Origin of the sequence: Acetobacter sp. P1H12_c (genome assembly GCF_018811975.1) — a bacterium.
Classification (GTDB): Bacteria; Pseudomonadota; Alphaproteobacteria; order Acetobacterales; family Acetobacteraceae; genus Acetobacter; species Acetobacter persici.
Window position 1 is genome coordinate 36,233 of the sequence record NZ_JACRVR010000004.1, and the last position, 18,908, is coordinate 55,140.

General features: G+C 59.1%; 15 protein-coding genes. 6 read left to right on the plus strand and 9 right to left on the minus strand.

The annotated features are described in order from the left end of the window. Positions 1-61: 61 nt before the first annotated feature. The 6 genes from rpoD (at position 62) to KP699_RS04545 (ending at position 5,456) form a co-directional block, all read left to right on the plus strand. Complete coding sequence (gene rpoD, locus KP699_RS04520) at positions 62-2,044, plus strand: RNA polymerase sigma factor RpoD (RefSeq protein WP_215761775.1); 1,983 nt, start codon at positions 62-64, stop codon at positions 2,042-2,044. Further along, entirely contained in the window at positions 2,034-2,618 is a 585-nt protein-coding gene (locus tag KP699_RS04525) for a GNAT family N-acetyltransferase (RefSeq protein ID WP_086655354.1), read from the plus strand. Before rpoD ends, KP699_RS04525 begins: the two co-directional genes overlap by 11 nt. Before the next feature lie 157 nt (positions 2,619-2,775). Next, positions 2,776-3,249 carry a 30S ribosomal protein S6 gene (gene rpsF, locus KP699_RS04530; protein ID WP_025827992.1) on the plus strand — a complete coding sequence of 158 codons (474 nt, stop codon included), beginning with the start codon at positions 2,776-2,778 and terminating at the stop codon, positions 3,247-3,249. 5 nt (positions 3,250-3,254) lie between these two features. Continuing rightward, entirely contained in the window at positions 3,255-3,530 is a 276-nt protein-coding gene (gene rpsR, locus KP699_RS04535; RefSeq protein WP_025827993.1) for a 30S ribosomal protein S18, read from the plus strand. Positions 3,531-3,540: 10 nt separating this feature from the next. Beyond that, the gene (gene rplI, locus KP699_RS04540; protein WP_025827995.1) at positions 3,541-4,140 is read left to right on the plus strand and encodes a 50S ribosomal protein L9; all 600 of its coding nucleotides are present in this window, start codon (positions 3,541-3,543) and stop codon (positions 4,138-4,140) included. Positions 4,141-4,247: 107 nt separating this feature from the next. After that, a complete protein-coding gene (locus tag KP699_RS04545; RefSeq protein ID WP_212353759.1) occupies positions 4,248-5,456 on the plus strand; it encodes a cyclopropane-fatty-acyl-phospholipid synthase family protein in 1,209 nt (402 codons plus the stop codon). A 115-nt stretch (positions 5,457-5,571) separates the two neighbouring features. Here the strand turns inward: KP699_RS04545 and KP699_RS04550 are convergent, their stop codons facing one another. The 9 genes from KP699_RS04550 to cysG all read right to left on the minus strand — a co-directional run bounded on the left by KP699_RS04550 (position 5,572) and on the right by cysG (position 18,732). Continuing rightward, positions 5,572-7,044 (minus strand): radical SAM protein, encoded by a 1,473-nt coding sequence (locus KP699_RS04550; RefSeq protein WP_215761776.1) that lies wholly within the window; start codon positions 7,042-7,044, stop codon positions 5,572-5,574. A gap of 156 nt (positions 7,045-7,200) precedes the next feature. Continuing rightward, entirely contained in the window at positions 7,201-8,040 is an 840-nt protein-coding gene (gene rsmA / locus KP699_RS04555; RefSeq protein ID WP_215761777.1) for a 16S rRNA (adenine(1518)-N(6)/adenine(1519)-N(6))-dimethyltransferase RsmA, read from the minus strand. After that, positions 8,037-9,386 carry a peptidylprolyl isomerase gene (locus KP699_RS04560; protein WP_215761778.1) on the minus strand — a complete coding sequence of 450 codons (1,350 nt, stop codon included), beginning with the start codon at positions 9,384-9,386 and terminating at the stop codon, positions 8,037-8,039. Before KP699_RS04560 ends, rsmA begins: the two co-directional genes overlap by 4 nt. Positions 9,387-9,466: 80 nt before the next feature. Continuing rightward, complete coding sequence (locus KP699_RS04565; protein ID WP_215761831.1) at positions 9,467-11,794, minus strand: LPS-assembly protein LptD; 2,328 nt, start codon at positions 11,792-11,794, stop codon at positions 9,467-9,469. 6 nt (positions 11,795-11,800) lie between these two features. Further along, positions 11,801-12,913, minus strand: a complete 1,113-nt coding sequence (gene lptG, locus KP699_RS04570) for an LPS export ABC transporter permease LptG (protein WP_025828013.1) — start codon at positions 12,911-12,913, stop codon at positions 11,801-11,803. A 17-nt stretch (positions 12,914-12,930) separates the two neighbouring features. After that, the gene (gene lptF / locus KP699_RS04575; RefSeq protein ID WP_215761779.1) at positions 12,931-14,079 is read right to left on the minus strand and encodes an LPS export ABC transporter permease LptF; all 1,149 of its coding nucleotides are present in this window, start codon (positions 14,077-14,079) and stop codon (positions 12,931-12,933) included. A gap of 177 nt (positions 14,080-14,256) precedes the next feature. Beyond that, positions 14,257-15,084: an aldo/keto reductase gene (locus tag KP699_RS04580; protein ID WP_077930088.1), complete on the minus strand. Its 828-nt coding sequence runs from the start codon at positions 15,082-15,084 to the stop codon at positions 14,257-14,259. Positions 15,085-15,237: 153 nt separating this feature from the next. Continuing rightward, positions 15,238-16,893: a porin gene (locus tag KP699_RS04585; protein ID WP_215761780.1), complete on the minus strand. Its 1,656-nt coding sequence runs from the start codon at positions 16,891-16,893 to the stop codon at positions 15,238-15,240. Positions 16,894-17,322: 429 nt separating this feature from the next. Further along, the gene (gene cysG, locus KP699_RS04590) at positions 17,323-18,732 is read right to left on the minus strand and encodes a siroheme synthase CysG (protein ID WP_215761781.1); all 1,410 of its coding nucleotides are present in this window, start codon (positions 18,730-18,732) and stop codon (positions 17,323-17,325) included. Positions 18,733-18,908: the final 176 nt, after the last annotated feature.

The window sequence follows — 18,908 nt, forward strand, 5'->3', positions numbered from 1 at the left end:
TGTGTTGAGCTGGTCGTTCTGCATCTTGTCAGAATGAGGGCGGGGGAGGAGCAGGTCAGGCATGGCAACAAAGACAGCATCGGGTAACGGAGCGCACTCAGCTGAGCAGGATGGTGACACCACCACTCTGGATACGCAGTCTGCCGCGGTCAAAAAACTGATCGCGAAGGGGCGTGAGCGTGGGCACATCACGTTTGACGAGCTGAACGCCGTGCTGCCTCAGGACAAAATGTCCTCCGAGCAGATTGAGGACATCATGGCGATGTTGTCCGAAATGGGAATTCAGGTCGTCGAGAACGAGGAAAGTGACGACTCCGACTCCCAGAAGTCCGAAAAAGCCGAGGATGAAGAGGCCGAGGACGACGCCGAGGAAGCGGAGACCGAAACCGCCTCCGGGAACGTCAACGCAGAAAACCTTGGCCGCACGGATGATCCGGTGCGCATGTATCTGCGCGAGATGGGCACGGTAGAACTGCTCTCCCGCGAGGGTGAGATTGCCATTGCCAAGCGCATTGAGGCTGGCCGTGATGAAATGATTGGCGGCCTGTGCGAAAGCCCGTTGACGTTTCGCGCCATTATCTCCTGGCACGAGAAGATCCGTAACAATGAAATGCTGCTGCGTGACATTGTGGATCTGGAAGCCATGCAGGCGGCCACGAACCCCATGGGGGAAGAGGGCACCGGTGACGCGTTTGAGAATACCGAGGGTGAGAGCGAAGACTCGGACGAGCCGGAAAACGAAGCTGAAGGCGAAGTTGAGGGGGAAGGCAGTGGCCTGTCTCTTTCCGCGCTGGAAGAAAAGCTGAAGCCGGAAATCCTCGCGCATTTTGAAGATATCGAGCCGCTGTACGAAAAACTGCGCAAACTCCAGGTCCGCCGCATTGATGTGCTGACCACCGGTGAGGAAGTGCAGGACCGGTCCGAGCAGATTTATGCCGCTCTGCGGGATGAGCTGGTTGGCAAGGTTGAGCAGGTGCACCTGCACAACAACCGGATTGAAGATCTGGTGATCCAGCTCAAGGAACTGTTCCGCACACTGAACGTGCTGGAAGGCCGTATGCTGCGTCTGGCGGAAAGCTGCCGCGTCTCGCGCGAGGACTTCCTGCTGAAATATCGCGGGCGTGAGCTGGACCCGGCATGGATGGACATGGTCTCCGCACTGCCGGGTAAATCGTGGAAAAACTTTGTCGCCAAACATTCCGAGACTGTGATTGACCTGCGGAATCAGGTTGCGCAGCTTGCGCAGGATACAGGCCTGCCGATCGGCGAGTTCCGCCGTGTTTACGCGACGGTGGCCCGTGGCGAGCGGGATTCTGCGCGCGCCAAGAAGGAAATGATTGAGGCCAACCTGCGTCTGGTGATTTCCATTGCCAAGAAATACACCAACCGTGGCCTGCAGTTCCTTGACCTGATTCAGGAAGGCAATATCGGCCTGATGAAGGCCGTGGATAAGTTTGAATACCGCCGTGGCTATAAGTTCTCCACCTATGCGACATGGTGGATCAGGCAGGCGATTACCCGCTCCATTGCGGATCAGGCGCGAACCATCCGTATTCCGGTCCATATGATCGAGACCATCAACAAGCTGGTGCGGACCTCCCGCCAGATGCTGCATGAGATCGGTCGGGAACCGGCGCCGGAAGAGCTGGCTGAAAAGCTGGGCATGCCGCTGGAAAAAGTGCGGAAAGTGCTCAAGATCGCCAAAGAGCCGATTTCTCTGGAAACCCCGATCGGGGATGAGGAAGACAGCCATCTGGGTGACTTCATTGAGGATAAAACGGCGATCATTCCGCTGGATGCCGCCATCCAGACCAACCTGCGTGAAGCCACGACCCGCGTTCTGGCGTCTCTGACGCCGCGTGAAGAGCGCGTGCTGCGGATGCGCTTTGGGATTGGCATGAACACGGACCACACGCTGGAAGAAGTTGGCCAGCAGTTTAACGTGACCCGTGAACGTATCCGTCAGATTGAAGCCAAGGCCTTGCGTAAGCTTAAGCACCCCAGCCGCAGCCGTAAGCTCCGGTCCTTCCTGGATGATAACTGAGGTCTGCATCCGGCAGGCTGAGCCTGCCACGCGCATGAAGGTGGACGTCACCTTCATGCGGATGCTGCGCGCCCCCGCGGGGGAGGCCCTGAGATTGCCGGAAGGCTGGACGGTTGAGACGAATGTCCGGCCGGATGTAGCAGGCTATCGCCTGTTGCAGGACAAGGTTGGCCGCCCCTACTGCTGGTGGATGCGGCAGGCGGCGTCTGACCGTGACCTTGCGCATTTGCTGGAACAGGCCCCGATCAGCATTGCCGTGCTGAAGCATGGGCAGGCCATTCGTGGTTTTTACGAACTCAGTCTGTCCAACCCGCAGGATATCAACCTGTCCTATTTCGGGCTGTTCCCGGAAGCGATCGGGCATGGGGTGGGGCGTGCCTTTCTGGATCAGGCGGTGCGTCATGCCTGGTCACTGGGGCCGCTCTGTGTGCGGGTTAATACCTGCACGGCAGACCACCCCCGCGCTTTACCGCTTTACCGGCAGATGGGGTTCGAGCCTGTCAGCACAATGGAAGAAGTGTGGGATGTGCCGGACAGGCTCGGGCTTGTCATTCCGGAGAAATTTCTGGTCTGAACTCTTGCGTTCCGGGCAGAAGTGTGGTTGACACGCCATCTTCCCTGCCGGGTGCGCGGCATCGCTCCGGCTATACCCGTTTGCTCTGCCTCAGCAGGGCGCTGTTTGCCGGAACGGTCTGGCGCAGTCGGGTTGATACGATCCGAAGGGAGTACCCATGCCACTTTACGAGACCGTGCTTATTGCACGTAATGATATTTCGCAGCAGCAGGTTGATGCCATCATTGATGGTGTGATCGCTCAGGTTGAAGCTGATGGCGGTTCCGTCAAAAAGCGTGAATACTGGGGCCTGCGCACTCTGGCTTACCGTATCAAGAAAAACCGCAAGGGCCACTACGTCCTGCTGGGTCTTGAAATGAAGGCCGAGATGCTCAAGGAAATCGAACGTCAGCTCGCCATCAATGAAGACGTTCTGCGTCTGCTGGCGCTGCGCGTTGATGAAATTGATGAAGCTCCGTCCCCGCCGCTGTCCCGCAAGGGTGATGACCGCGGTGAACGTGGTTTCCGTGGCCCGAAGCCTGCCGGACGCTTTGAAAGCGGCCGTGGCGGCCGTCGTTCTTCCGAAGATCGTGAAGAATATCGCGCCCGTGATGAAAAGCCGGCTGAAGCCGCTGGCGCCGAAGGGGAGTGAGCAGCATGTCTGAAACGACCGAAATCAATCCCGCCGCACGTCGCCCCGCAGTTGGTGCCCGTCGTCCGTTCTACCGTCGTCGTAAATCCTGCCCGTTCTCCGGCCCCAATGCGCCGAAGATCGACTATAAGGACGTACGTCTGCTGAGCCGTTTCCTGTCCGAACGTGGCAAGATCGTGCCGAGCCGTATTACGGCGGTTTCCGCAAAGAAGCAGCGTGAGCTGGCGCAGGCTATCAAGCGCGCCCGCTTCCTTGCTCTGCTTCCCTACGTGATGAGCTGAGAGGGCGATCATGGCTGCTACAGAAGTGATCCTGCTTCAGCGCGTTGAACATCTGGGTCAGATGGGCGATGTGGTGAAGGTTCGTCCGGGTTATGCCCGTAACTTCCTGCTGCCGCAGGGCAAGGCTATTCGTGCAAACGAAGCCAACCGTTCACGCTTCGACCGTGAACGCGCCCAGCTTGAGGCACAGAACATCAAACGTCGTGAAGAAGCCGAGCGTCTCTCCGAGCGCATGGACGGTCTGGCTGTTGTGCTGATCCGTCAGGCTGGTGACAGCGGCAGCCTGTATGGCTCCGTGTCCACCCGCGACATCGCTCAGATCGTGACCGAAGCTGGCTTCACTATCTCCCGTCAGCAGGTCTTCCTGTCTCATCCGATCAAGTCTCTTGGTCTGTATGAAGTCAAGGTTGCTCTGCATCCGGAAGTTGTTGTGCCGGTTATCGTCAACGTGGCCCGTTCTGCTGAAGAAGCTGAGCGTCAGGCACGCGGCGAAGCGCTGAGCGTTGAAGAAGAAGCTGAAATTGCTGGTGATGATGCCGTGATCGAAGGCGAAATTGTCGCTGACGACGCGGAAGCACCGGCAGCAGAAGAAAACAAAGCCGACGCCTGAGCGTCGTCTTTTTTCTGCTATGCTTTCAAAAGGGGTCCGGAAGTATTTCCGGGCCCTTTTTTGTGTTTTACTATCAGGCGTTTTCATGGGCATGACGGAGTAAGTGCATGAACCGCATTCTGGACCGGATATTACGGCACTTTATTTCCTCGGGGCGGCTGCATGTTGCCTGGCCCGATGGAAGTCTGACGCATTACAGCGGCAGCAAGCCGGGGCCGGAAGCAGGCATGACGCTGGTGGACAATGCCAGTGCCCGCGCGCTGGCCATGAACCCCGGTCTGGGCTTTGGTGAAGGCTACATGAATGGCGGCATCCGGCCGAAGGACTGCACGCTGTATCAGTTGCTGGATCTGCTGATGCTCAACGCCATGTCTCCCGGCCACTTGCCCGAGCAGATTGCCAGCACGTTCCGCTATGCCTGCCGGAGCTGGATCCAGTTCAATCCCATCAAGCGCTCCCGGCAGAATGTGGCGCATCATTATGATCTCGACAGCCGTCTGTATGACCTGTTTCTGGATAAGGACCGGCAATATTCCTGCGCCTATTTCCGCAGAGGGGATGAAACGCTGGATGAGGCGCAGGAGGCCAAGAAAAAGCATATTGCTGCCAAGCTGCTGCTGAACAAACCCGGGCTGGAAGTGCTGGATATTGGCTGCGGGTGGGGCGGCATGGCCCTGACACTGGCACGGGATTACGGGGCGATTGTGACGGGCATTACGCTCTCGGAAGAACAGCTGACTATTGCGCGCCGCCGGGCGAAAGAGGAAGGGCTGGAAGGCCGGGTCCGCTTTGAAATGCTCGATTACCGTAACCTTCAGCGGCGGTTTGACCGGATTGTCTCAGTCGGCATGTTCGAGCATGTGGGCGTGCACCATTACCATCAGTTTTTTGAAATCCTTAAAAACAGCCTGACAGAAGATGGCGTGGCGCTGCTCCATTCCATCGGGCGGAATGACGGGCCGGGCACCACCAACCCTTGGATTAACAAATATATCTTCCCCGGTGGCTATTCACCCTCGCTGAGTGAAGCCTTTGCCGCTGTGGAGCGGTCTGGCCTGTGGGTGACAGACTGTGAAATTCTGCGGCTGCACTACGCCAAAACCATTGCCATCTGGCGGGAGCGGTTTGCTGCCAACCGGGCCAAAGCCGTGGCGCTGTATGATGAGCGGTTTGCGCGGATGTTTGAGTTCTATCTGGATGCGGCGGAACTGTCGTTCCGTGTGCAGGGCCACATGAATTTCCAGTTGCAGATTACCCGCTCTATTGATGCCGTGCCGCTGACGCGCGATTACATGGCTGAGGCGGAAGCCCGATAACAGGCACGGAATTGACGGCTCTGGTGTGTAGAGACACGCCGGAGCCTGCCTGCGGATGGTCCTGTTACCGGCTATAATCATGGGTTGGCCATATCGGGCCGGACGGGTTGTCCGCTCAGGACGCCTCTGACGTCTGGATGCTTTTGCAGTCCAGTGCATACAAAAAGGCGTCGATGTCCGGGATGTCGCGGATATTTTTTGTCACGACAGGCACTTCTATCAGAGCCGCGCCGGCACTGGCCTGACTGATGCCTTTCAATTCCAGTGTTCCATCCCATGAAAGCTGTGCCAGATAGTGTCCCGGTATAAATCGGAGCTCAGACTCTTTTACGGTCTGCGGTACCTCTTCAGGCTTGATTGGGAGCGCGGAGGCTGATGCGGTTTCTGCCTCTGCCTCTGCCTCTGCCTCTGCCTCTGCCTCTGTTTCGTTTTGAGAGTCAGCAGGGGCTGGGTTTTGGGGGGCAGGCGGCCGTGCCAGCAGGATCTGTCCCGGTTCGGCTACGGGAAGACTGGCCTGAAGCCAGTCCCACTCAGCTTCCTCCAGAAATTCCTGCTGGCGGAAAGCGGCGTCAATAAAAGGCACATCATAAGTATAGCGAATTTCAACCTGCGCCGCCCGGCCTTCACTCAGCAAATAGCGGCTCAGTTCCGGCAGTTCATGCAGGTTGGATTTGTAGGCCATAATGACATAGCGCAGGGCAACCGTTGACTCAGCGTCCCGAAAAGCTGCCAGAAGCCTGTCCCAGTTTTGCATGAAAATTGGAAACCGCGCTCCTTTTCTCATCCGTTCGTAGAGTTCGGGCGTCCGGGATGCCATGGAAATATTGATGTGGTCGATGCCGCTTTGGGCGAGAGTCTGGAAATAGCTTTCCGGCATCCGGCGCGCCAGATTGGTGGTGAAAAATACCTTTTTGCGGAACGCTGGCGGGATAGCGTCCAGAAAAGACGCAAACTCCGGGTGCAGAGAAGGTTCATGCAGGCAGGAGAACCAGAATTCACCATCCTTGGTGTATGGCAGGAGCCGGAGTGCGGCTTCCAGCGTATCGCGCGTCATAACATGGGTGCGGCGTACGGCGCTGTAATCGTAAAGGCAGAAAGGACAGCGCAGATTGCAGTTGTCGACAATATCCATGGCGACGTGCAAGAGCGGTTGCCACGAACTCAGGTTGGGGGAGCGCGCAAGGTCTCCCTGACCGGGAACGCGCACCCGCAGGGTCTCACGCTCGGCGGGGGTAATCTCGCGCGTCAGGTGGAACCAGAACCCGTATCGGCGGCTTCCGTCTCCAATGCCGGATAATCCGTAATGAAACTGATCGGCTGTGCCGTGCCCCAGTCTTTCCCCTGTTTCGGGCAAAAAGGCTTCCACATTGAGCCGTAGTGCGGGGTTTTCGGAGGCGATTGTCCAGCCCTGCACATGCCGCGCACTGATCTGGTCGATAAAGCCTGTTGACGGCGGGAGTGGCGGGGCTTCGGGCGTCGAGGTCGAGGTCGAGGTTGCAGTTGCGTCCGTTGTCGCATGCTTTTCGGAAAGGCGCGTGACCTTGTTCAGAAAGGTCCGTTTGAAGGCTTTCAGTCCGCTGAGCAGCATCTGTCTTGTCTTATCAGGCTATTTCCCTGCCTTAGTGAGTAATACAGGCATGGAAAGGCGTAAAGCGTGCGCTGCAAAGGCTGAAAGACGGTGTGGCTAGAGGCTGCAGGCTTCCGGAAAACAGGTGGTGCCACCCGGAAGCAGAATGCAGCCAGGTCAGCTTTTGGCGGAAAGAGCCAGATGCGCGCGTGCGAGACTGTCAAACTCGGCAATACTGAGGGTTTCTGCGCGGCGTGTGCCGTCAATCCCGGTTTCGGCCAGAAGGCGTTCTCCGTGCAGGCCTTTCAGGGAGCCACGGAGCATCTTGCGCCGCTGCCCGAAGGCGGCGGCTGTCACCCGTTCCATGGCTTTGAACAACGCTGGTTCGGGCTGGTCAGCATGCGGGGTAATACTTACCACGGCGGACCAGACGGCGGGCGGGGGAGAAAAGGCTCCGGGCGGCAGCTTCATGACAATAGCGCACTGGGCGCACCACTGGGCCAGCACACCCAGCCGCCCGTAATGGGAGGAACCCGGCTGCGCGCAGATCCGCTCGACGACCTCAAGCTGAAACATGAGGGTCAGCCGTTCCCACGCCGTTCCCTGACGCAGCCAGCCGACCAGCAACGGTGTGGCCACGTTGTAAGGCAGGTTCGCGACAATATGCCGGGGGGCCGGGCACAGGGTCGTCAGATCCTCTTTCAGCGCGTCGGCTTCCACCAGTTTCAGGCGGTCCGGGTAAAAAGCACTCAGTTCCCGGATAATCTCAGCGGCACGAGGGTCAACCTCCACCGCCGTGACGGACGCCGCTTTTGTATTCAGGAGAGAGCGCGTCAGCCCGCCGGGGCCGGGACCGACTTCCACCACATGCCGCCCGTCCAGCGTGCCCGCCAGAGCGGCAATGCGGTTGGTGATGTCAGGATCAAGAAGAAAATGCTGACCAAGCGCCTTCCGGGCATCCAGCCCATGGCGGCTGATAACGTCCCGGAGGCTTTCCAGACCGGCGGGAGACGTCATACGCCCTTCAGCTTGATACGCATGTCGATCATCGCCTTACGGTGCAGGTCACTGTCCAGCTGACGGGCGGTCTGTTCCACGCGCTCGTTCATCAGCTGGTCAGCAATTTCACTCGGAGAGCGATCGGCAAAGTTCTTATCTTTTTTGGAGCAGACCATGATCAGGTCAATGCCATCGGTGGACACCAGCGGGCGGGAGACCTTGTTCAGCGGCAGAGTTTCCAGCAGGGAGCGCATCTGCGGGTTCATGCGCTCAAGCTGAAGCTCACCGGGGTCGGTCGGCCGCTTTTCACCATTCTGCTGGTTGATGGAGGCAATGGCATCACAGGAGCTGACCGTCTGCGCAATTTTGACGGCTTTTTGCAGCGTCTGCTGCTGCTGCGGCGTCACGTGTTCCGGGTTGAGGGGCGCGTCAAACGGCAGGAAAGCCTGCCGAATGGTAATAACGTGGCCCGGCTGATGGCCGATCACCCGCTTGCCATTGACCGTGATGATCACAAACCCGCCTGGCACCTTGATGGGGTTGGAGATTGCACCGGCCCCGACCGGCATCTGTTTGACCATGCTGATTACAGCCGGGTCCAGCTCATCTTCCTGCACCCAGCCCATGGAACCGCCATCCAGCGCTGTCTGGCTCTGGGAGAACTGGGCTGCCACAATGGGGAAGGGCGCGCCTTTGCGCAGTTCCTGAATAACGGTGTTGGTAAAGGCCAGTTCTTCTTCCGAGTGGCGGGGGTCTTCCACCTTCACGAAAATTTCGCTCAGGTTATATTCCGTCCGGCCATCCTGCCGCTTCAGAGCCTCTTCACGCTGGGCGATTTCCTTGGCGGAGACGCGGCCGCGAGCCCCCAGTTCCTGCCGCAGCACCTGCACCCAGCCAATCTGCACCCGGATCTGGTCGATCAGGGTTGTCAGCGAGACACCATCCTGCGCCAGACGGTCCCGCAGGGCATTCTGCGGCATGCCGTTGCGGCGTTCGATCCCGGCAATGGCGGCGGCAATCTGTTCCGGCGGCGTGTTGATGTGGCGCGAGAGAATTTCCTGCGTACGCAGCCGTTCATCAATCAGCTGGCGGATAATCTGCGGGCGCAGCCGGTCCATCAGTTCGGCATTGACGGACAGACCCGTTGAAAGCGCGAACAGCTTGCCGCGATTTTCCACATCCCGCGTGGTCAGCGGAATACCGTTGACGACGGCGATAATTGAATCGTCCGGATGCGGCGGCTTCGCGGCAGCGGCAGACTGCGCGGTGGCGTCTTTCTGCCCGGCATGGGGGGCTGCATGAGCAACGGAGGCCAGTGTCAGAGCCGCAAGGGAGCAGGCCAGAGTAAGAGAGCGCAGACGCATGCAGGACAGTCTTTCAGCTTTCCGCCGGAGAACAGGAAGAAGAGTGAATACCGGAGAGGCCGGGTTTTTTGAAGCCGCGATCATTTGAGACCAAACGCTCCCAGCGTTTTGAAGCTGACAGTGAACAGATAGGTCGAGTTACGCTGCTGACCACCAATTGAGGTGTATTGTTTGAGATACATGAAATCAAGGCCGAAGCAGTCATTGCTATAGCCGATATCCCCGCCCAGAGAGACAAATTCCTTGCGGGAGAGGCTGCGGCGGGCAAAGCCGGACAGGTGCCAGCTTGCCCAGTCAGCCGAGAAGCCGCCGCTCAGCTCGCTCGTGCGGGCGTAGTAAAGCTGGGTCGGGCCGGAGGAGCGGTAATCGGTCGCGTAGTAGTAGTACGGCGTTACCGGCTCATAGATATATCCGCCACGGATACGGAAATGCGGCACCCCGGCGCTGAACAGCGCATCCCCGAAGTCAAACTTGGAGGTATAGGGGTTGAGCCGCATGCGGGCCGTGAAGTCAAAATACTGGTTGGGTGCTACGCGGGCACGGGCGACAATGTCCGACACATGATGATCCAGCCCGGAATAGGGCAGGCGGTCCTGTGTAATATGTTCCTGGAAGCTGGCACCGCCCAGAAGGTCAATTTCATGCCCGTCCCACGTCCAGTTGGCATGCACGCCCACATTGCCACGCAGGCCGCCATCCAGTCTGTCCGTGCCCTGATAGCGATTGAGTGAGAACAGGGTGGAGTCCGTAAACTCATACGCCAGACTGTCTTCGTTCGGGATATTGTCGTTTGTGCCCGCCCCGGTGTTGGGCGCGTAAATGGCCTGCACAATGGGCTCAAGGATCTGCGTGCCGTGGCCATGCTCAAACGTGCGGATAAACGGCCAGTTGGTCTTGAGCGCAATGGTCGGCAGAACTTGACCGCTGACGGAGGTGGCCCCGGTTTTATAGAAATTGGGCTGCTGATAGAGCTTTTTGGCACGGTAGACCATGGAATCCAGATGCAGCGTCAGCAGAAATTTCTGGCCCAGACGGTTGGTGAAGGGGCGGTCCCAGTTCAGCGCAAGCTGGCCGCGCATGTCGGACGTTCCGTTTTGACGCCGGACGTTGAAGTCGGTCGTGGACATGCCAAACCGGCCACCCCATGCATCAGGCTGGCTGAGGAAGCTGTAGGTATAGCGCGGCAGCACGAACGGCAGGTCCGAGTTGCGGATAACACCCTGGTTCAGCCCCTGATAATACTGGGCGTCCACCCGGCTGTATGCGCCTGTGCCAAAGCCTTCCAGATAGGCATTGGAGTTCAGGGTGTCTGACCCGTAGCCCTGCACGCGGTAATCGCGCATGTAGTCAGCAGATGTGGCCAGATTAACATTGGCCCCGGCGCGCCAGTATTTGTTGATGGAGAACTGGCCGTTGGCAAAAATATAGCCCTGCATACCGTGGCCGTTGCCACGGCCCACGGGTTCACCAAAGTTGTTGGTGTAGCTGCTGGAGCGGTGGGTATCGTAAGCGATCCCGCCCTGAACATTCACCATGCCGAAGTTGAAGAGCTTTCTGTACTGCGCGCTGAGCTGCGGGCCTGTCTTGGTGGAGAACAGGGCCTGCACGGTGACGTCAGAACTATCATCCAGCACCCAGTAATAGGGGATGGTGAAGTAGGTGCCCAGATAACGGTCATGCGGGGTCACGCCGGGCATCAGGAAGCCGCTGTGCCGCTTGGAGGACGGGTCCGTCATGGAGAAATAGGGCAGATACAGGACCGGAATCCCGAAGATATCGATAAACGTATCCCGGAAGTCGATCCGCTCGTGCTCCAGATCCTGCGTGGCGTCATAAGCGCGGAACTGCCAGAACGGCGCGCGGGTCTTGTCTTTTTCACAGATTTCGCAGGCGGTGTAGACCGCGCGGCTCATGACGTTGACCTTACCGCCAGTGCGGCGCAGGCCGTTGGCGGCCAGCTTGGCGTTTTCCGGCAGGCGGGCATTGACGTGCAGCATGATGCCGTCCCGCATGTTGCCCGTCAGTTCCGCATAATTGGCGTACATGACGGAGCCGTCCGGCTGGATGGTGGCGACGTTGCCGCGCGCGGCAACGATGCCGGTATCCCGGTCATACACAATCTTGTCGGCCCGCAGGACGTGGTCCCCCTGCCAGACCTGTACGTTGCCGGTCCATGTGATGGTATTGGCGTGGTCATCATAGTCCACGCTGTCAGCCTGAAAGGTTGCCGGCTCATCGGAGGAGGTTTTGCTGCCGGTGTTCAGATGCATGGGCTGCGGCCTGAACTGGGCATGGGCCTGTTTGGGCAGCGCTACCATAATGCACGCGGTCATGCCTCCCAGCGCCGTAGCGGCGGCAAGCGTGCGCCGGCGATACAGACGCCGGAAGCGGGAAGGCCGAGAGGCCACGGTCAATCAGCCATCCTCCAGATGAAGAAGCAGAGAAATAGCGAGGCAAAGCCCGGCAACTGTAGGTGCCCATGCCGCCAGAACGGGGGGGAGGGCACCGGAATTACCAAACTGCTCCGCAACTTTTGATACTGTGAAAAGCAGAAATCCCGCTGCAACGCCAGACCCGATCATCTGGGCCACGCCGCCGCGCCGTGTCGGGCGCATGGAAAAACCTGCTGCTACCAGAGCCATTGTTCCCGCAAGCATAGGGAGTGCGAGCAGAGACTGGAAGTGAATCCGGTGTCGGATAGAAGAAAATCCGGAGCGGTCGAGCAGCGCAATAAAGCTGGGCAGCGCCCAGACCGAGAGTGTTTCCGGCGAGGAAAAACTTTCCTGCACACGCGCGACCGTCAGATCCGTCGGGAGGTTCATTTGCCCGATGGGGTGAAGAATTTCATTCGGGCGCACGGTCTGTGCGTCTTTAAGCTCCCAGATCCGGTCTCCCAGAATACCGTCGGGCGATTCGATTCGCATAATCAGCCTGGCTTCATGGTCCAGCCGGAACACGCTCACATCATGAATATGGAGCACACCCGCCTGAAGCTGGACACCACGGGCATGCAGGATAGCGACCCCTTTGGGGTCATACTGGCTGTCCGCCTGCCGGAGCCAGAGTGAGCCGCTGGACAGGCTGAGCGGCCCGCCACCTGTGCGCAGATATTGCTGATCCAGCTCTTCCGCCCGGCGATACATGGAGGAGGACAGGGGGGAGACCAGTGTGGTGGCAACGCCCCCGATCAGCATGGCGCAGGCCAGCGGACCGGCCAGAAACTGCCATGCGGAAATCCCGGCGGCACGGGCCACGATGAGTTCCGACGAGCGGGTCAACCGCCAGAAGCAGATGATGCCGCCCAGCAGAATACCGAACGGCAGAATTTCCATAGCAAAATAGGGAACGTGCAGCCCCGCGATTTCCGTCACCACATTGGTGGAAACGTCAGGCCGGGTCGCGACACGCCGCAGCAGATCGATAAAGTCAAACAGGCAGACGATGCCCGTCAGGGACGCGATCATGGCCAGCACCGAAAAGACGAACTGGCGCGCGATGTAGAGCGAGAGGGTAACGGAGACAACCATAGGGGGCGCGTTCTTCCTCAGACCGTGCTGCGGGTGCTGGTCCGCAGGCGCAGTTCCGGCACAAACAGGATGCCCGCACACACCAGACCCGGCAGCAGAGCCACCAGCGGAATGAGCGGAATAAGCCCCATATTCCGGCTGGCAAGGTTTTGCAGCAGCAGGTTGATGGCCAGCAGGCCCACCACGCTGAGAACCGCCGCCAGAGGCCGTTTGATGTTGCCATGGCGTGAGAACACACCGCGCAGCACGGCAAACAGACCCACCATGGCGAAGGAAAAGCAGGTGAGCGGGGAGGTCAGCCTGCGCCAGCCTTCCACCTTGAACTTGCCGGTGTCACGCGGGGCGACTTCCCTGGGGTCGGGGTTGAGCAGTTCATGCAGGGACATTTCCGCGGCATCGCGGAAGCGGGAATCTTCCTGATGTGTGGAGGAGAGGTCCATGGAATCCTGCTGGAAAACCAGCATGTCCAGACGCCCCGTTTTATGGTCGATCACCTGACGGGAGCCGTCATAAAGAATGACGCGCGGCGTATCGCCCACAATCATCATGGTGCCGCGGTTGGCCAGAATGGTGGCGCGGCTGTTGGGCTGGCGGTCATCCTCCACCACAATGCCGTGCAGCGTGCCATCATGGCTGCGTTCCCGGATATAGACCGTCATCACGTCAGACACTTTGGTAAAGACGCCCTCCTGAAGCATGAAGGCCGCCATCTTGTTCCTGATCTGGAATTCAAACTGCCGGAAATGATGGTAGGAGACCGGCACAACCCACAGGTTCAGCAAAAAGCCGATAAGGGTTGCCATCATGGCGCAGGTCAGGCCGGGGCGGGCCAGCGCAATGGGGGAAAGCCCCGCTGCGCGCATCACCGTCAGTTCCCGGTCCCCCGCCAGCCGCTGATAGACAAACAGGCTCACCACAAACGTGGTGATGGGCAGCACGACGGCCACAAAGGAGGGAATAAGCAGGCTTGTCAGTTCGATAAAGACCCGCAGGGACAGCCCGCGATCCACCACCAGTGAAACAAAACGCAGGGATTGCATCAGCCAGATCAGGGCCGCCAGCCCCCCGGTGGAGGCCAGCAGGGCGACCAGAAGCTGGTGAAACACGTAGCGGTCCAGTGTGGAGACGCGTGCCTTCAGCCAGGATGGGAGAGAACGGACGATCATACCTGCTTATCTACCCCCTCCCTCTCTGAGAGCAACACCCCTCTGAGACAGAATAATGAGGAGGCGAGGGGAGAGTGCATCCGGCGTAAGGCTTTCTGATGGCGGAGAGGCCCGCCGCAGGCCGGATTATCTCTTTCCGGCTGACAAAAACGGAGCCAGCCGGAAAAGTATAAAAAATTATTCTTCGACGTGGGTGTCCGGGTCACCCCCCAGACGGTTGCCTGCTTCCAGCCCCGTGATGGCTGAGAGATCGTCCTGATCCAGCGTGAAGTTGAAGATTTCAAGATTGGCGCGCATCCGGTCCGGATTGCTGGATTTCGGGATGGGAATGATGTCGTTCTGGGTGAACCAGCGCAGCATGATCTGGGCGGGGGTGCGGTTATGTTTTTCAGCCAGTCTGACAATGACCGGATTGTCCATCAGCCCTTTGCCAAACGGGCTCCAGCCTTCTGTCAGAATGCCATGCTGCGCATTGACGCGGCGCATGTCGGCCTGCTGGAAATCTGCATGGATTTCGATCTGGTTAATGGCAGGCACAACGCCTGTTTCCTGAATGATGCGGTCCAGATGTTCGGGTTTGAAGTTTGAGACCCCAATGGAGCGGATCTTCCCATCCTTCTGGGCGGCAATCATCGCCTTCCAGCTTTCCACATACAGACCTTTACCGGGGAGCGGCCAGTGGATGAGGTAGAGGTCCACATAGTCCACATTCAGCCGTTGCAGGCTGCCATCCAGCCCTTTGAGGGCGGCGTCATATCCCTGATCGGCCCCGCGCAGCTTGGTGGTGAGGAAGATGTCTTTTCGTTCAACATCAGACTCTTGCAGGGCATGTCCTACCCCTGTCTCGTTGCCATAGCTGGCGGCGGTATCAATCAGGCGATAGCCGGTCAGCAGGGCAGCCTGCACGGCAGTTTCGACCTCCTGATCATTCATGGGGTACGTGCCAAATCCCAGCGCAGGAATTTTGTGGCCGTCATTCAGAGTGAAAAGGGGAGCTGAGGGCATGAGGATGCAATCCTTGGAAGTCTTGTCTGAAAGTCAGAAACACGCCCTGCCAGCGCGTGAGGGAACTCCGCTGGCAGAGTGTTACCTTCTGTTTCAACGCCCCGGGCACCGGATGGTTCAGAAAAACCAGCCCGGACCAGAACTCTTCCGGCCTTAGAACAGGAGGATGACACCGCCAGAAGCTGAGTTATCACTTTCCTTATTCGGCCCGTGCGCGGCGGATTCCGTATGTGCATATTCTGCCACAAGGTTCAGCCAGTCGGTCAGGCTGTAAAAGGCCGCGCCGACTTCAGACTGGTTGCGGCGGACCAGCAGGGAACTGTTTTCCCCCGGTGCCTGATAGAGGTTACTCACACCATAACTGCCGACCAGCTTGAACTTCTTGGTGAAGTTATACATGGCCTGCACATAATAGCCTTCTGACGCACGTTTGCGGCCATTGTTGGCAATACCATCAAAGAACAGGCCGGTGGTGCCCAGACCGCTGCCCCGGTAATAGTAAGCGACGCCCTGAAAGCCTTTATAGGTGATTTTGGTGCCGATTTCCCCGGCTTCCACCATAGCGCCACGGCGGCTGCCCGCATCCAGATCGGGGCTGGTAAGGGCCTGCTGATGCTGCACGAGGAAGCTGGCCCAGATCCGGGTCTGCACGCCTCCGATCGTGAAGTCATACGTGCCTTTCCCCTGCACCATAGGAGAGGAATGCTGGGTGGAGGAAGCCGAGAGATCCCCACCGGCATAATTGAATTCATCCAGCGGCTGGAAGACGCCCACAGAGCCTTGCAGTCCATGATATTTGGGGGAGAGGTAGGAAATCTGCGGAATCCAGTCCGCATAGACGTACCCCACGCCGATGCGGCCCAGTGAGGTATTGCCCGGTGCGGCGTTGCTGCCGGTGGACCCAACGCTGAGCAGGGTGGCATCGTTCAGGATGGCATCGCTGCCGAAAATCGCGAGGTCTCGCCCGAACTTGAACGTCCCGACCTCTTTCGTCCCGACCGTCACGTAAACCTGACGCAGATCAATGCCAGCGGTGCCCAGCCCGACCGGGCTGCCGCCGGTATTGGCGTTGAAGGCCCCGTTTTTGGCGTTGTCTACACCCGGATACATACCCAGCACGGCCGACATATCGATGCCCGACTGCGTGGTGCTGAGTTTGAGGATAAAGCCGGCGGGCAGCAGGCCGTTACGCACGGAGGAGGAGTCAAACCCGCTGGAGCCGGTCGAAACACCGCCTGCCACCGGGCGGCCACCGGCCGGGCTGTTATAGGTGTAAAAGCCGTTCACGAAGCCGGAGAAATTGATATCGATCGGCCCGGCTTTAAAGGTCAGACCTTTGCCCGGCACGTATTTGGCAACGCGCACAATGCTGTTGCTGTTCAGGGCCTCATTGGTGGAGCGCATGGCTTCCTGCGCGGAGCGTGCGCTGGCCTCGGCCCGGTTGGCGGCCAGTTCTGCACGGCTGGTGGCTGCATCCGGCGCGCCCGGATCAAACCGGATCCCGTCTTCATACCCTGAGCTGACGCCGTACGCGCCTTTTGCCGCGTGGTGCGCCGCAGTGGCGCTGGCTGTCCGCACCGGGCGGGATGCCGCCCGTGCAGGCTCAGCGTGTGAGGCGGCGGCTGTGTGGCTCAGATGTTTGGCCAGAAGCGTATCGTGCTCGTGCTTGGTCAGGCTGCCTTTAAGCTGAAGGATATCCAGCAGGTCGCTATAATCATCAGCCAGAGCGGAGGGCGCGGTCATGAATGGCGCACAGGCAACGGATGTTGCCATAACAGGTAAAAGAAGTGCCCGTTTTCTCGATGCCATAAAAGTCTGCTCCCTCACGTCGTTTGTTATCTCTGAGAGATTGGCCTTCCCTCCGTCAACACCCGGCAAAGGCGGTATTTTTTCGCCCGGCAGGTCGGAACGGCTCTGAAACGTGCAGGGGATAAAGCATGCGTAATCTGGGAGCAGGGGCTGTAGCTCTGAGCGTTACGAGGGGCTCTTATGCGCCGCAAGCGGACCGGAATTTGTCAATTTTCGGGATTCTTGTTTGTTGTCAGTGCGTTACGACATAATGTTCCGGCTATGATAACAAACTCAGACCGAAACAAAATCTGTAAGACGCTGCCTTCTGTCTGCTTCTGGCGGAATGGAGCTATGTGGGAATAAGGCTTGTCCGTCCTCCGGAGGGCGGAAATGTCCTTTTGTTATAACGGAAAAGCTTGAAAGAATAGTTCCGAAGTCACGCAGTTGTTATGGCTCCGTGGGCGTCGGGCAGACCCGGTGCCGCACAACTTCGCCAATAATGATCAGGGCCGGGCTGGTCACTTTTTCAGTAACAGCCTGTTCAGGTAGGGTTGTGAGCGTGCCGGTAATAACGCGCTGCCGGGGCGTCGTGCCGCGTTCCACAAGTGCAGCGGGCCAGTCAGCGGGCAGGCCGTGTGTTGTCAGTTGTGCGCAAAGCTGCGGCAGCATGGTCAGGCCCATGTAAATCACCACGGTCTGGCTGCGCAGGGCGATGGTTTCCCACGCCAGATCAAGCGTGCCGTCGGTTTTGGCGTGGCCGGTAATAAACAGGCAGGCCTGTGCGCAATCCCGGTGGGTGAGCGGAATACCGGCATAGGCCGCGCAGCCATTGGCGGCGGAAATGCCCGGAATAATGCGGAACGGGACGCCAGCCTGTGTCAGCGTTTCAATTTCTTCCCCGCCACGGCCAAAAATAAACGGGTCCCCGCCTTTCAGGCGCAGCACGCGCTCCCCGGCTTTGGCGCGGCGCACCAGTTCGGCATTAATGCCCTCCTGCGGCAGGGTGTGCCGGTTGCGCTGCTTGCCGACAAAAATCAGCTCAGCATCGCGCCGGACATAGTTGAGAATGTCAGGGCCAATCAGGTTGTCATACAAAACCGTATCCGCATCCTGCATCAGACGTAGGGCGGCGAGGGTCAGCAGGTTCGGGTCTCCGGGGCCAGCGCCGACCAGCCAGACCTCGCCCTGCCGGGTATGGCCGTCCAGCAGGCTGTTCAGTTCGCGGCTGGCGGCCTCTGTCTGGCCGCTCATGGCGAGGTGACCGCCCGCGCCATCCAGAAACCGTTCCCAGACCTGCCGCCGGTCGGACGGGTCGGGCAGGCGTTCGCGCAAAGGCAGGCGTGCGTTCTGCATAAAGTCCGCCAGCAGATGCAGCCCGGCAGGGAGAATTTCTTCAATTTTCGCGCGCAGGCGGCGGGCGAGGACCGGGGCCGCGCCCCCCGTGGAGACAGCCACCTGAACAGCGCCGCGCGTGCTGAGGGCCGGGGTGATAAAGCTGGAATTGCCGGGATCATCCACCGCGCAGACGGGCACGTTCTGCTGCTGGCACAGAGCGGACAGCGTGCGGTTGAGCGCGGTATCATTGGTGGCGATATAGACAAGACGGCAGCCTGGCAGGCGGGCGCGTACATCTTCTTCAGACACCAGACCGGGCACATGCGTCAGAACGCCATCATCCGTCAGGCGCTGCAATTCCGGGCAGAGTGTGGGGGAGAGAAGTTCTATACGCGCGCCGGTGGGTACCAGCAGGCGGACCTTGTTGGCGGCAATATTTCCGCCGCCAATCACAAGGACACGGGCCTCGTCGAGACGAAGCATGACAGGGAACCAGCTGGTTTTTTCAGAAGAAGACTGCATAACCCCCTACAGCAAGCAGGCTTGCGCGCAGGACGCAAGCGTTCGCGGGCGTCGGGCCTTTAAAAAAGCTTTTTTAATCTTTCTGCGTTTCTGTGGCGTGCTGCCATGATGGCGCCGTCTTCCCGAGAGACAGGACACAAAAAGGGTGGAGTGCAGGCTCCATCGGAACGAGGAGG